Annotated in this window: 16 protein-coding genes; 11 read left to right on the top strand and 5 right to left on the bottom strand. The window is 66.5% G+C overall.

The features are described 5' to 3' along the window. Nucleotides 1-3: 3 nt before the first annotated feature. Nucleotides 4-474: an outer membrane lipoprotein YfiB gene (gene yfiB / locus AC3WS4_RS04595; RefSeq protein WP_492742645.1), complete on the top strand. Its 471-nt coding sequence runs from the start codon at nt 4-6 to the stop codon at nt 472-474. A 43-nt stretch (nt 475-517) separates the two neighbouring features. After that, nucleotides 518-1381, top strand: coding sequence for a UTP--glucose-1-phosphate uridylyltransferase GalU (gene galU / locus AC3WS4_RS04600; protein WP_056343707.1), 864 nt, complete (start codon nt 518-520; stop codon nt 1379-1381). A gap of 37 nt (nt 1382-1418) precedes the next feature. On the opposite strand, the gene aqpZ is transcribed toward galU, so the two are convergent. Then, a complete protein-coding gene (aqpZ, locus tag AC3WS4_RS04605; RefSeq protein WP_187141109.1) occupies nt 1419-2144 on the bottom strand; it encodes an aquaporin Z in 726 nt (241 codons plus the stop codon). A gap of 98 nt (nt 2145-2242) precedes the next feature. Next, complete coding sequence (locus tag AC3WS4_RS04610) at nt 2243-3529, bottom strand: methyl-accepting chemotaxis protein (protein ID WP_492736185.1); 1287 nt, start codon at nt 3527-3529, stop codon at nt 2243-2245. Nucleotides 3530-3710: 181 nt separating this feature from the next. Here AC3WS4_RS04610 and AC3WS4_RS04615 point away from each other — a divergent pair, with 181 nt between their 5' ends. Continuing rightward, nucleotides 3711-4016: a hypothetical protein gene (locus AC3WS4_RS04615; RefSeq protein ID WP_492736183.1), complete on the top strand. Its 306-nt coding sequence runs from the start codon at nt 3711-3713 to the stop codon at nt 4014-4016. A gap of 7 nt (nt 4017-4023) precedes the next feature. Here the strand turns inward: AC3WS4_RS04615 and AC3WS4_RS04620 are convergent, their stop codons facing one another. Further along, a complete protein-coding gene (locus AC3WS4_RS04620; RefSeq protein ID WP_492736181.1) occupies nt 4024-4692 on the bottom strand; it encodes a S24 family peptidase in 669 nt (222 codons plus the stop codon). 126 nt (nt 4693-4818) lie between these two features. On the opposite strand from AC3WS4_RS04620, the gene AC3WS4_RS04625 reads away from it, so the two are divergent. Both AC3WS4_RS04625 and AC3WS4_RS04630 read left to right on the top strand, forming a co-directional pair. Further along, nucleotides 4819-5076, top strand: a complete 258-nt coding sequence (locus AC3WS4_RS04625) for a hypothetical protein (protein ID WP_492736179.1) — start codon at nt 4819-4821, stop codon at nt 5074-5076. Further along, nucleotides 5073-5399 carry a hypothetical protein gene (locus tag AC3WS4_RS04630; RefSeq protein ID WP_492736177.1) on the top strand — a complete coding sequence of 109 codons (327 nt, stop codon included), beginning with the start codon at nt 5073-5075 and terminating at the stop codon, nt 5397-5399. Before AC3WS4_RS04625 ends, AC3WS4_RS04630 begins: the two co-directional genes overlap by 4 nt. Here AC3WS4_RS04630 and AC3WS4_RS04635 read toward each other — a convergent pair. Next, on the bottom strand, nt 5396-6223 hold the full coding sequence (locus AC3WS4_RS04635; protein ID WP_492736176.1) for a hypothetical protein: 828 nt from the start codon (nt 6221-6223) through the stop codon (nt 5396-5398). The two genes, AC3WS4_RS04630 and AC3WS4_RS04635, sit on opposite strands and share 4 nt — an antisense overlap. 20 nt (nt 6224-6243) lie before the next feature. Then, the gene (locus AC3WS4_RS04640; RefSeq protein ID WP_492736174.1) at nt 6244-7467 is read right to left on the bottom strand and encodes a TIGR04063 family PEP-CTERM/XrtA system glycosyltransferase; all 1224 of its coding nucleotides are present in this window, start codon (nt 7465-7467) and stop codon (nt 6244-6246) included. Between the two features lie 65 nt (nt 7468-7532). Here AC3WS4_RS04640 and AC3WS4_RS04645 point away from each other — a divergent pair, with 65 nt between their 5' ends. From AC3WS4_RS04645 to AC3WS4_RS04670, 6 genes are all read left to right on the top strand, one after another. After that, the gene (locus AC3WS4_RS04645; protein ID WP_187141115.1) at nt 7533-7682 is read left to right on the top strand and encodes a hypothetical protein; all 150 of its coding nucleotides are present in this window, start codon (nt 7533-7535) and stop codon (nt 7680-7682) included. Continuing rightward, nucleotides 7675-9057, top strand: a complete 1383-nt coding sequence (locus AC3WS4_RS04650) for a putative O-glycosylation ligase, exosortase A system-associated (RefSeq protein ID WP_056343729.1) — start codon at nt 7675-7677, stop codon at nt 9055-9057. The genes AC3WS4_RS04645 and AC3WS4_RS04650 overlap by 8 nt, the downstream gene beginning before the upstream one ends. 83 nt (nt 9058-9140) lie before the next feature. Next, a complete protein-coding gene (locus tag AC3WS4_RS04655; protein WP_492736172.1) occupies nt 9141-10148 on the top strand; it encodes a DNA topoisomerase IB in 1008 nt (335 codons plus the stop codon). 31 nt (nt 10149-10179) lie between these two features. Further along, entirely contained in the window at nt 10180-11376 is a 1197-nt protein-coding gene (locus tag AC3WS4_RS04660; protein WP_492736170.1) for a mechanosensitive ion channel family protein, read from the top strand. Nucleotides 11377-11470: 94 nt separating this feature from the next. Continuing rightward, complete coding sequence (locus AC3WS4_RS04665) at nt 11471-11929, top strand: MaoC family dehydratase (RefSeq protein ID WP_056343740.1); 459 nt, start codon at nt 11471-11473, stop codon at nt 11927-11929. Between the two features lie 71 nt (nt 11930-12000). Then, nucleotides 12001-13182 carry an acetyl-CoA C-acyltransferase gene (locus tag AC3WS4_RS04670; protein ID WP_492736168.1) on the top strand — a complete coding sequence of 394 codons (1182 nt, stop codon included), beginning with the start codon at nt 12001-12003 and terminating at the stop codon, nt 13180-13182. Nucleotide 13183 lies beyond the last annotated feature (1 nt).

The following is a 13183-nucleotide window of genomic DNA, read 5'->3' on the forward strand; positions in this document are numbered from 1 at the left end:
CGCGTGCTGTCATTCCTGTTCATCGCGGCGGCACTCGCCGCCTGTCAGAGCGTCCCCCAGCCCACCGGCTTCAACGCCGCGCAGGTCGCCGCACTCAAAGCCGAAGGTTTCGTCGAGACCGATGCCGGCTGGACGCTTACCCTGCCCGAGCGGCTGTTGTTCGCGACCGACGAAAGCAATCTGAAGCCCGATCAGATCGAAACCATTTCAAAGATCGCCGCACGCCTCTCGGCGGTGGGGATCACCTCCGCACGCGTCGAGGGCCACACCGATTCGGTCGGCAGCAGCGCCTATAATCTCAAGCTGTCACAAGCCCGCGCGCAGGCGGTGGCCGCGCCGATGCAGGCGAATGGCATGTCGCTGGCTCCCGACCAGGTCATCGGCCGCGGCGAGGCGCTGCCCCTGTCGAGCAATGCCACCGCCGAAGGCCGCCAGGACAATCGCCGTGTCGTCGTGATCGTCTGGCCGCAATAGGCCCCGCTTTCCTTGGCCAAGCTTCGCCGCTAAGCCCGCGCCCATGAAACCGATCCGCAAAGCCGTATTCCCCGTCGCCGGCCTCGGCACCCGCTTCCTGCCGGCGACCAAGGCGATCCCCAAGGAAATGCTCCCCGTCGTCGACCGACCGCTGATCCAATATGCGGTCGACGAGGCGCGCGAGGCGGGCATCGAGCAGATGATCTTCGTCACCGGGCGCGGCAAAAGCGCGATCGAGGATCATTTCGACATCGCCTTCGAACTCGAAAAGACGATGTCCGAACGCGGCAAGGACCTGTCGGTGCTCGAACCGACGCGCCTCGGCCCTGGCAATTGCGCTTATGTCCGCCAACAGGAACCGCTGGGCCTCGGCCATGCGATCTGGTGCGCGCGCGACATCGTCGGCGACGAACCTTTCGCCATCTTCCTGCCCGACGAATTCATGCACGGCACGCCGGGCTGCATGAAGCAGATGGTCGACGCCTACCACCGCGTCGGCGGCAACCTGCTCTCGGTGCTCGAAGTGCCGCACGAACAGGTGTCGAGCTATGGCGTGATCGCGCCGGGGACGCAGGACGGCGCGATGACCGAAGTGCTGGGTCTCGTCGAAAAGCCCGCGATCGCCGACGCGCCGTCGAACCTGATCATCTCGGGCCGCTACATCCTCCAGCCCGAAGTGATGAAAGTCCTCGCGGCGCAGGAAAAGGGCGCGGGCGGCGAAATCCAGCTCACCGATGCGATGGCGACAATGATCGGCAAACAGCCGTTCCACGCCGTGACCTTCGACGGCGCGCGCTACGACTGCGGGTCGAAGGCCGGCTACATCCAGGCCAATCTCGCGGTCGCGCTCGAACGGCCCGACATCGCCGACGAGGTTCGCGCCTTTGCGATCGACCTTTTGAAATAGAACCGGCGGCGGCGAAACGCCGCCGCCGGCCCGATCCTCAATTCCCTTCGATATTCGGCTTCGGGAAGCTGTCGGCACCGATGGTGCGATAAAGCCATCCGCCGAGCGCGCCGCCGATCAGCGGCGCGACCCAGAACAGCCACAGTTGCTGCAGCGCGAGGCCGCCGACGACCAGCGCCGGCCCGGTGCTCCGCGCCGGATTGACCGAGGTATTGGTCACCGGGATCGAAATCAGGTGGATCAGCGTCAGCCCCAGCCCGATCGCGAGCGGCGCGAACCCCGCGGGTGCGCGCCCGTCCGTCGATCCCATGATGATCCACAGGAAAAAGGCCGTGAGCAGGATCTCGATGATCAAAGCCGAGGTACGATCAAAGCCACCGGGCGATCCGGCGTCATAGCCATTCGCCGCGAGCCCCTTGGTCGCAAGGTCGAAGGCCGGATTGCCCTCCGCGACATGCCAGAGCAGAAACGCCGCGACGATCGCGCCGAGCACCTGCGCCACCACATAGAGCGGAATGTCGCGCGCCGCGAACCGGCCGCCCGCCCACAGGCCGACGGTCACCGCAGGGTTGAGATGACAGCCCGAAATATGGCCGATCGCATAAGCCATGGTGACCACGGTCAGGCCGAACGCCAGCGAGACGCCGAGCAGCCCAATGCCGACGTCGGGAAATGCGGCAGCGAGCACGGCGCTCCCGCACCCGCCGAATACAAGCCAGAAGGTGCCGATAAATTCGGCCAAGCCCTTTTGCATGTTACTCATATGACCCTCCCCTCAGCGCCGACGGCGATGAGCGCGGCTGGCGCAGAAAACAGCCTAGCATCGCCATCGGCGACGACAAGCCCCTGAGCCGGCGCGGATCAGGCGGCGGCGACCGCCTCGACGAAGTGCCGTGCGCGCTGGTGCAGCGATTGCGCTGCTTGCGTCAGCCCCGCCGACAATTTGCCGAGCGACTGCGCACCGTCGCCGACCGCGGTCGCGCCGCGGCCGATGTGCTGGACGCGCGTGTCGATCTCGCGCCCCGCCGCGACCGCCTGCTCGACATAGCTCGCGATCATCAGCGTCGTCGCGCTCTGCCCGTCGACCGCCTTGTCGACCGCGTCGGAAAAGCCGTTGTTTGCGACGATCGCCTTTTCGACCTCGTCGAACCCCTCGGTGACCTGGCCGACGATGTCGCGGATGCGGTCGATATAGTGGGTGATGTCGCCCGCCGCGCTGCGCGTCTGCTTCGCCAGCGTCTTGACCTCCGACGCGACCACGGCAAAGCCGCGCCCGGCATCGCCGGCGTGCGCCGCCTCGATCCCGGCGTTGAGCGCCAGCATGTTGGTACGGCTCGCCATGTCGATGATCAGCGCCAGCATCTGTTCGATCGACAGGCTCGCCGCCTTGAGCGCCGCGGCGCGCTCGCTCGCCGCCTTAACCTTGCGGTGCGCGTCGCTGCGGACGGTGCGGGCGTGGGTGCCGTCGTCGACGATCCGCCGCATCGAGGCGGCGAGCGCGTGGCCGCGGTCGCCGAGTTCGCCGAGCCCGGTCAGCGTCTGCGCGGTCGCCCCCGCGACCGACACCGCATCGCGGCCGGTCTGCTGCGCGCGTTCGGCAAGGTCGCGCGCCACCTCCTCGACCTGGCGTGCAGTGTGCGACAGCGCGGCGGTGAGCGCGGCGATATCTTCGTGGAACCGGTCCCCCGCCGCATCGACCCGCGCGGCGCGCGCGCTGCGTTCCTGCGCCAGTTCGACCTCGCGCAACATCGCCAGTTTGGCAAGCTGGCCGCTGTCGAGCGTTTCGACGAAACGGCCGTCGCGCACCAGCACCAGCCCCTCGGCGCCGGCCGCGCGCGAGACGATGGCGAGCAGGGTCGCGGTCGATTCGGCGACGTCGGCGGTCAGGCAGGGTTCGGTCATCGTCGCGATCGACCCGCCGATCGTCGGATTCTGCATCAGCGAGAACCAGTAGGGACAGAACAGCAGTTCGCGCACCCGCTGCTCGCGGATGATCCCAACCGGGTGGCCGCGCGCATCGAGCACCGCGAGGACGCGCAACTGCGGGTCGTGCCGGAACAGGTCGATCACCTCGGACAAATGGGCGTCGGTGCGGATCGCGGCCGAATGGCCGGGGGTGGGGGCAAGCGCGAGATCGACGGGGGTCATGGATGGACTTTACGCTGGAGGAGGAGGCCGGGCAGACCTAACTCGCGATGGTAAAGACAGTTTTAACCATTTGTTTCAATGATATGACAGAGCCGCGCGGCGGGCGCTCCTTCCGCCGCAATCCCCTGTTCAGCCGCGGCGCGATATGCGATTGCTGCCGCTCGTTCGAAAGGATGCCGATATGCGTGCGATGTTCCTCCTCCTGCTGGCCGCTCCGCTGCTCGGCGGCTGCGTCAGTACGGCCAAAACGATCGTCACCGCCCCGTTCAAGGCGGTCGGCCAGGTCGCCGACTGGTCGACCACCAGCCAGGACGAAGCCGACCGCAACCGCGGCCGCGAGTTGCGCAAGCGCGAGGAACGGCTCGGCAAGCTGACCCGCGAGCGCGACAAGGCGGCCGAGAAATGCCGCGACGGCAAGGAAGAACAGTGCCAGCGCGCCGAGGTGCTCGAGCATGAGATCGAAGCCGAAATGGCGGCGCCGAACTAGACGCCCGCTACCGCACCCGCCGCCCGGTCCATACCACCCGGCCGACCAGTTGCACCGCCGCCATCGGCAGGTCATCCCAGCTGCGATACTGGACATTGTCGCTGATCACCGAAATCCGCCCCGGCCCCGGTGCGCGTGCGATGCGCTTGACCATCAGCACATCGTCCATTCGCAGCACATAGATGCCGTCGCGCAGCCGCGCAGCCGCGTCGCCGCCGTCGACCAATATGTCGTCGCCGTCGTTCAGCGTCGGCGCCATCGAATCACCCTCCACGCGGATGATGCTGAGCGCGCGCGGATCGGCACCCAAGTCGCGCAGCCATTTGGGATCGAAGGCGACCTCGCCCTCGACGGGCTCGCCGTCGATGCTCGCCCCCGCCCCCGCCGAAGCGCCGATCGCCAACTTGGGCACCAGCACCATATCGGCCCCGCGCGCCCGCGCCGGCGCGGCGACGCGATGCACCGGCCCACCCAGCATCGCTTCGGGCACGCCCAGAAAGGCCGCGATGCGCGCCCGGTCCTCTTCGGCGAGCCGCCGCGGTGAACCGCGCTTGATATATTGCTGGATATAGGCGGGATTGCGTCCGATCTTTTCCGACAGCCGCGCATAGTCGACGCCCCGTTCCCGCAACAGCCGGTCGAGCGCGGCGCGCGGATCATCCCCGAAATTGGCCATGAGCGGTTCCTTCCTATTTCGTATCTATCAATAGGATTTATCCTAGACAAGTAGGAAAATACCCATCAGATAGGAATTATCCTATCGGGTGAGTCGCCCGACGGTTGGAGCGATCAGGGAGGATTTATGGCGCGAAACCTGTTGCAGCGGATCGAGGCGTTTCTAGCCGAATCGGCGATGCCGCCGAGCGTCTTCGGCCGCGAGGCGGTGCGCGACCCGCGCCTCGTCGCCGATCTGCGCGAAGGCCGCGTCGCCGGACTTCGCATCATCTGCCGTGTGGAACATTTCATGAACAAATGGCGGGCCGACCATCGTGCCGGGCGCGTCGCGCCGTGCGGGGACCTGCGCCTCTACGCGGTGCGTCATCCGGGAGAAACGCCATGATGCGCTGGTCGCCCGCACGGCCGCCGCGCCCCGGATGCCCGCACCGCCGCCTTCGCCGTCTGCTCGAGCGCGAACTGCCGCACGGGCTTTCGCTCGGCGCCTCGACGCTGCGGCCATGGGCGAGCGCCAATTTCGTCGGCGCGCGGCACCTGTTCCCGTGCCTGATCGGCGACGAGGACGCGGCGGTGCTGCGCCCGCTACTGCAGGCCCGGCTCGAAACGATCGAATGGCGCCTGCCGGGACATATCGTCGCCGATCTGGTCGTCGAGATGGCCGACGACGGAGCGGATCTGCGGATCGAAGTGCTGACGGTGGAGGATTAGCCGACTGCGCGGCGAGTCATGCGCTGCAGCGTGCTGAGCGCCGCTTCGAGCGCGAAGTCGGGTTGCTCGACATCCTCGTTGGCGGCGGACGCTGGCGCTACCGGCGTCGCCGCGGCCGCTTTTCGACGCTGCGCGAGCCCCGCCTCGAACCGTGCGACCATCGCGCCGAGGCTGTTGTCGCTGGTTTCGGGCATCGGCGGACGCGTCATTTCGGCGGGTTGCAGCCAGGGTGCATCGGCGTCGTCGGCGTCATAATCGACCGGCGCGAGGTCGGCGAGCACCAGTTCGTCCTCGGCCTCCGCGACATCGGTCAGCATCAGGTCGAAATCGTCGTCGCCATCATCGACCGCGGGCGCGACCAGCGGCCCCAGCCCACCCACGGGCAGGTCGCGGCCGGCACGGATCGGCGGGCGCGGCGCATCGTCGGGGTGCATGTCGGCACGGCGGCGCGGCAGCGCCGCTTCGGCCTCGGCCTTCGCCTGCCGTTTCGCGCGCGCCGAGACGCGGCGATTGAGCAGGTCGTTGCCGCGCACCGAGGGCTTGGCGATCAGAAGTGCGACCAGTCCCGCGAACAACGCGGCGATCGTCGCCATGCCGACCGCCAGCGCAAGGCGTCCGGCGTTGCCGACGGGCGGCAAGAAGAAATCCGACAGGCGATCGAGATAAAGGTTCCAGCTGATCCCGGCGACCCAGGCGAGCGGCATGACCGCCGCGAACAAAAAGGTCAGCGCCCCGGCACCGATCACCGCCGGCACAGCCGGGCGCACACCGCGCCACAGCGCCGCGAGCGTTTCGTGTCCGGACTTTTCCTGTTCGTCGTCCATATCGTCCCAACCTGTCCGCGTCAGGCCGCAAGCGATGCGGAATCGCGTCGCAGCAGTCGCTGGTAAACGGGTTCGTAACGTAAAATGTTTGACGACCAGTTACGATGCTTTTCGACGAAGACGCGCGCGACGCGGCGCTGCTCGGCCCAGCTCTCCTGCGATGCGAGCAATCCGGCCAGCGCCGATGCGATCGCCGCCGGGTCGTCGGGCGCGAACAGCGTCCCGGTTACCCCGTCCTCGATCAGCTCGCGATGCCCGCCGACATCCGACGCCGCGACCAGCTTGCCCTGCGCCATCGCCTCGAGCGGCTTCAGCGGGGTGACGAGGTCGGTCAGCCGCATCTTCTTGCGCGGATAGGCGAGGATATCGATCAGCGAATAATAACGCTCGACCTGGTCGTGCGGCACCCGGCCGACGAAGTGGATCCGGCTCGCGACGGGCGAGGCCGCCGCCTGTTCCTTCAGCGCCGTCTCCATCGGACCACCGCCGACGAGCAGCAATTGGGCGCCCGGCTGCGCCGCGACCAGCGCCGGCATCGCGGCGATCAGGTCGTCGATGCCTTCATAATCATAGAAACTGCCGATGAAACCGATCACCGCATCGCCGTCGCCCAGCCCCAGCGTGGCGGCCAGCGCCGCATCGCGCGGCGGCGGGTCGCCGAACAGCTCGAGGTCGACGCCATTCGGCGACACGACGATCTTGCCGGCATCGACCCCGCGCGCGATCAAATCGCCGCGCAGCCCGTCGCAGATCACCGCGACCGCATCGGCCGATTTCACGGCATGGGTCTCAAGCTGGCGGGTCAGGAAATATTTGGCGCTGCCCTCGCGCCCGGTGCCGTTGCCGACCGCCGCATCCTCCCAGAAGGCGCGGATCTCGTACAACACCGGAATGCCGCGCCTTTTGCCGACACGCAGCGCCGCCATCGCGTCGAGCACCGGCGAATGGGCGTGGAGCAGATCGGGCCGCCATTCGTCGACCAGCGCCTCGATCCGCGCCGCGAGCGCCCCGATCTCGCGCCATTCGCGGATCGGCGAGCGCGCCGGCGCGATCGGGGCGGTGCGATAGAAGGTCAGGCCATCGACGGTCTCGCCGTCCGGCCCGGGTTCGGGATGGCGCACCCCGGTGACACCGGCGACCTCCCACCCCTTCGCCACCTGCGCCTTCATCAGCGCGCGGGTGCGGAAGGTATAGCCGCTGTGCGCGGGCAGGCTGTGGTCGAGGACGTGGAGGATACGGGTCATGACCCGCGTTCAATGGCATACAAGCCTTAACGCGCCGTCAACCCAGATCGCGTAGGCGTACGCCCATGGTCGACAATTTCTCCATCGGTCTGACGCACGTCCTGCTGGGAATCGCGCTGTGGCGCCTGCTGTACCGCGACGACCTCGACCGCGAAGTCAGCCCGCGCATGCTGTGGCAGCGCCGCAAGGACGCGGAAGAGCGCGGCGATGCGTGACATCGCTTTCGTCGCCTTTCTGTTCGCCTTCATCGGGCTCGGCTTTCGCAAGCCGTTCCTGTTCGTTCTGTGCTTCTGCTACATCGACATCGTCGCGCCGCAACGTCTCAGCTATTTCCTGATCAACTCGATCCCGATTTCGCTGATCGTCTTCGGGCTCGCGATCGTCGGCTGGCTCGCGGTCGACGACAAGCGCGATACAAGGTGGTCGGGGCGACAATTCCTGCTGCTCGCGCTGCTCCTCTATTGCTGGATGACGACGATCCAGGCCGATTTCCCGGTCGAGGCGCAGGAGAAATGGAGCTGGGTGTGGAAGGCGCTGGTCTGGGCGATCTTCCTGCCGCTCACGCTGCGCACCAAGCTGCGGATCGAAGCGCTGACCCTCGTCATGCTGCTCTCGGCGGCGGCGATCGCGATCGCCGGCGGTATCAAGACCGCGGCGGGCGGCGGCGGCTATGGCACGCTCCAACTGCTGCTCAACGAAAATTACGGCCTCTACGAAGGCTCGATCATGTCGGCGGTCGGCATTTCGATCATTCCGCTGATCCTGTGGTACCGCAGGCATGGCACGATTTTCCCGCCCGACTGGCGCGTCAATCTCTTCTGTTTCGCCCTCGTCTTCGCGTGCGTGCTGCTGCCGATCGGGACTCAGGCGCGCACCGGACTCGTCTGCCTCGTCATCCTCGCGGGCCTGTCGCTGCGCGCGGTCAAGCACCGCTTCCTCTATGTCGCGGGCGCCGGGCTGCTCGCGCTCGCCGCCATTCCCTTCCTGCCGCAAAGCTTCACCGAGCGGATGGAAACGATCCAGAACCACAAGTCCGACCAGTCGGCCTCGACCCGCGTCGCGGTGTGGGCGTGGACATGGGAATATGCCAAGGACAATCCCTTCGGCGGCGGGTTCGAGGCCTATATGCAGAACCATGTGCGCGTCGAAAAGGCCGCGAGCGCCTATGACCCCAACAAGCCGCAGGAAGCCGAGCCGACGGTCTATGAGGAAAAGGGTCGCGCCTATCATTCGAGCTATTTCGAAATGCTCGGCGAACAGGGCTATCCGGGCTTGACCCTCTGGCTCCTCCTCCACCTTACCGGCCTGATCCAGATGGAACGGCTGCGGCGGCGCTATCTCAAGACGCGCCGCGGCGAGGAGCAATGGATCGCGCCGCTCGCCACCGCGCTCCAGCACGGCCATATCACCTATCTCATCGGGTCATTGTTCGTCGGCATCGCCTTCCAGCCCTTCATCTACATGATGCTCGCGCTGCAGATGGGCCTGTCGACCTATGTGCGCCGCCGCGAACGCGAGGCCGGCTGGCGCCCGCTGACCGCCCGCCCGGCACAGGTCCCGACCCGGCATCCGGTGGCGCAAGCAAACTAGGCGCCTCACTTATATCGTCATTCCGGCGAAGGCCGGGATGACGGGCATGGGAACCATCGCGCGTGCCAACGCGCTATCCCCCCATGTCCGCGCGCCTGATCCATGTCGACGACAGCCTGCCCGGCATCGGCCGCGAACGCCTCGCCGACGGCTGGCGCTACCGCGACGCCAGAGGCAGGATCATCCGCAACGCCGCCGAAATCAAACGGCTGAACGCCATCGCGCTCCCTCCCGCCTATGAGGATGCGTGGTTCTGTCCCGCCGCCGACGGCCATATCCTCGCGACCGGCTATGATGCGCGCGGGCGCAAGCAATATCGCTACCATCCTGATTTCCGCCGCGCGCAGGACGCCGACAAATATGACCGCTGCGCCGCCTTCGGCCATGCCCTGCCGCTGCTCCGTGCGCGGCTCGAGCAGGATCTGGCGCGCCGCACCCTGTGCCCCGAGCGCGTCGTCGGCGCCGTCGTCCGCCTGCTCGACCTCGCCGCGCTGCGCGTCGGCAACGAGCAATATGCCGCCGCCAACAACAGCTTCGGCGCCACCACGCTGCGCCAGCGCCACGCAAAACTGACCGGCAAGACCCTTCGCCTCCGCTACCGCGCCAAGGGCGGCGCAAAGCGCGACGTCGTCGTCAGCGACCGCAGCCTGACGACGCTGGTCCGCCGGCTGCAGGACCTGCCGGGGCAGCATCTCTTTCAATATGAGGATGACGGCGACCTTTGCGCGGTCGCCTCCGAAGACGTCAACGCCTATATCCAGGATGTGATGGGCGATGCCTTCAGCGCCAAGCATTTCCGCACCTGGTCGGCGAGCGTCGAGGCCTTCGCCTATCTCCATGCCGCCGCCGAACCCCCGACGCTCAAACAGCTTTTGCAGCATGTCGCCGACCATCTCGGCAACACCCCCGCCGTCGCGCGCAAGGCCTATGTCCACCCGGCGATGCTCGCCGCGGCGCTGGAACGCGCCGACTTCGCCGCGGCGGTCGGCCCCCTCCCCCGCGCGACCCGATATCTTTCGCGTGTCGAACGCGGCTTTTTGACCTATCTGGAGCGCGCACCCGATGCGGCGGCGCTGCTCCGCTCCGCCTGACCACCGACCAAGAGGACGCCAACGGCCCGCCATGACCTTCTCCATTCTTGCCGCCGCGACGACGGCTGCCGCGAAACCCGCCGCGCCTGCCAACAACCCGCTCGACGATCTGCGTTACTGGTGGGACGCCAGCATCGCGTGGGTGAACAGCCACTGGCTGCAAATCGGCATCGCGATCGGCGTCGGGCTCGTCATCTATTTCCTGCTGTCGATGATCCGCACCTTCGCGCTGAAGCGCGCTCAGTCGGCGCCGGGCGAATTCACCCTGACCGACATCGTCGGCCGGGTGATCCACAAGACCAAATCGATCGTGCTCGCGATCATCGCGGTCCGCATGGTCGCGGGCTACGCCCAGCCGCCGGCGCTGATCCTCGGCACCATCCAGACAGTCTTCACCATCGCCGTGGTGCTGCAGGCGGCGATCTGGGGGCGCGAAATCATACTCGGCCTCATCCAGCGCCGCGCCGCCGAAGGGCATAACGAAACGCTGTCGAATGCGATGGGCATCATCCGCCTGCTGATCAGCATCGCGCTCTTCGCCATCGCCGCGATCGTCATCCTCGACAATATGGGGGTCAATGTCACCGGCCTGATCGCCGGCCTCGGCATCGGCGGCATCGCCATCGGCCTCGCCGCACAGGGCATTTTTTCCGATCTTTTCGCCTCGCTCTCGATCATCTTCGACCGCCCGTTCCGCGTCGGCGAAACGATCAGATATGACACCAGCACCGCGACGGTCGAGCGCATCGGGCTGAAAAGCACCCGGCTGCGCTCGGTCAACGGCGAACTGCTCGTCATCTCCAACACCAACCTCCTCGGCAAGGAGATCACGAATTTCGCGCACCTCCACCGGCGCCGCGTGACCTTCACGATCAGCGTCATCTACCAGACGACCCCGGCGATGCTGCGCGACCTGCCCGCACTGCTCGAGGAACAGGTCAAGGCGGCGGGCCATGAGTTCATCCGATCGAGCTTCCTGACCTTCGGCCCGTCGAGCCTCGATTTCGAATTGCTGTTCGACGTCTTCACCGAACAGTTCGAGGAAGTGGTCGCGGCAAGGACCGATGTCGGCATCCGCCTGTTCGAAGCGCTCGCCGCCGCGGGCTATGAATTCGCCTATCCGACGCAAACGACCTTCACCGCCGCCCCTGACGGAACGATGATCCTACCCTATGCCGAGTCTCCGAAACCGAGGGCGGGGGCAGCCAAGGCGGCCAAACCGGGCTGACGCTACGGCGGCGCGGACGTGGGGCTTGGCCCTTGTGCAATGCCGCATGACAGGCCTAGAACGCGCCCCGAACCAGCAATAGAGGGGATGGCATATGGCCACGATCACGCCGCAGGAATTGCAGACCAGGGTCGGTGAGACCATCGGGACGTCCGAATGGGTGCTCGTCGATCAGGACATGATCAACAAGTTCGCCGACGCCACCGGCGACCATCAGTTCATCCATATCGACGAGGAAAAGGCGAAGCTGACGCCCTTCGGCGGCACGATCGCGCACGGCTTCCTCACGCTCTCGCTGATCCCGATGCTCGGCGCGAAAACCGACTCGCCCAAGATCGACGGCATCAAGATGGGGGTCAATTACGGCGGCAACAAAGTCCGCTTCCTCGCCCCCGTCCGTTCGGGCAAGCGCGTGCGCAGCCATGTGAAGCTGCTCGAACTCGACGAAAAGCGCCCCGGCCAGTGGCAGCAGACCAACGAGATCACGGTCGAGATCGAGGGTGAAGACAAGCCCGCCTTGATCGCCGAATGGATCACGCAGTTTTTCGTGTGACCCGCACCCAGGTTTGACCCGGCCGACCTCCCCCGAAAAGACAACCGGAACCTAGCAGAAGGACCCCTATCATGCGTGACGCCGTCATCGTTTCCACCGCCCGCACCCCGCTGACCAAGGCGGGACGCGGCTCGTTCAACAACACCCTCGCCCCGACGCTGGGCGCTTATTCGGTCAAGGCCGCGATCGAACGCGCCGGGCTCGAAGGCGGCGAGATCGACGACGTCGTCTTCGGCGCCGCGATGCAGCAGGGATCGCAGACGATGAACGTCGCGCGCCTGATCGCGCTGCGCTCGGGCCTGCCCGTCACCGTCCCCGGCATGTCGATCGACCGCCAGTGCTCGTCGGGCCTGATGACGATCGCGACCGCCGCCAAACAGATCATCGTCGACCGCCAGGACATCGCGGTCGCCGGCGGCCTCGAGAGCATCTCGAAGGTCAGCGGCAGCGGCAAGGCCTTCATCGAGGTCGATCCCGAATTGATCGCGATGCACAAGGACACCTATATGCCGATGATCGGCACCGCCGAGGTCGTCGCGAAGCGCTACAACATCAGCCGCGAAGTGCAGGACGAATATTCGCTCCAATCGCAGCAGCGCACCGCCGCCGCGCAGGCCGCGGGCAAATATGACGACGAGATCGTCGCCTGCAACGCGACCATGGCGGTGGTGAACAAGGAAACCAAGGAAGTCACCTTCCAGGACGTCGTCGCCAGCAAGGACGAATGCAACCGCGCCGACACCACGCTCGAAGGGCTCGCCAGCCTCAAGCCGGTGATGGGCGAAGGCCACACGATTACTGCGGGCAACGCCAGCCAGCTCGCCGACGGCTCGTCGGCGTGTGTCGTGATGGAAGCCAAGATCGCCGAGAAGCGCGGCCTCCAGCCGCTCGGCCGTTATGTCGGCATGGCGGTCGCCGGCACCGAGCCCGACGAAATGGGCATCGGTCCGGTTTTCGCGATCCCCAAGCTGCTCGAACGCTTCGAGCTCAAGATGGACGACATCGGCCTCTGGGAACTCAACGAAGCCTTTGCCGTGCAGGTCCTCTATTGCCGCGACACGCTCGGCATCCCGAACGAGCTGCTCAACGTCAACGGCGGCTCGATCTCGATCGGCCACCCCTTCGGCATGACCGGCGCCCGCTGCGTCGGCCACGCGCTGATCGAAGGCAAGCGCCGCGGCGTGAAATATGCCGTCGTCACCATGTGCATCGGTGGCGGCCAGGGCGCAGCGGGCCTGTTCGAGGTCTTCTGAT

The organism is Sphingopyxis sp. EU05-FHT14B03 (assembly GCF_058790875.1).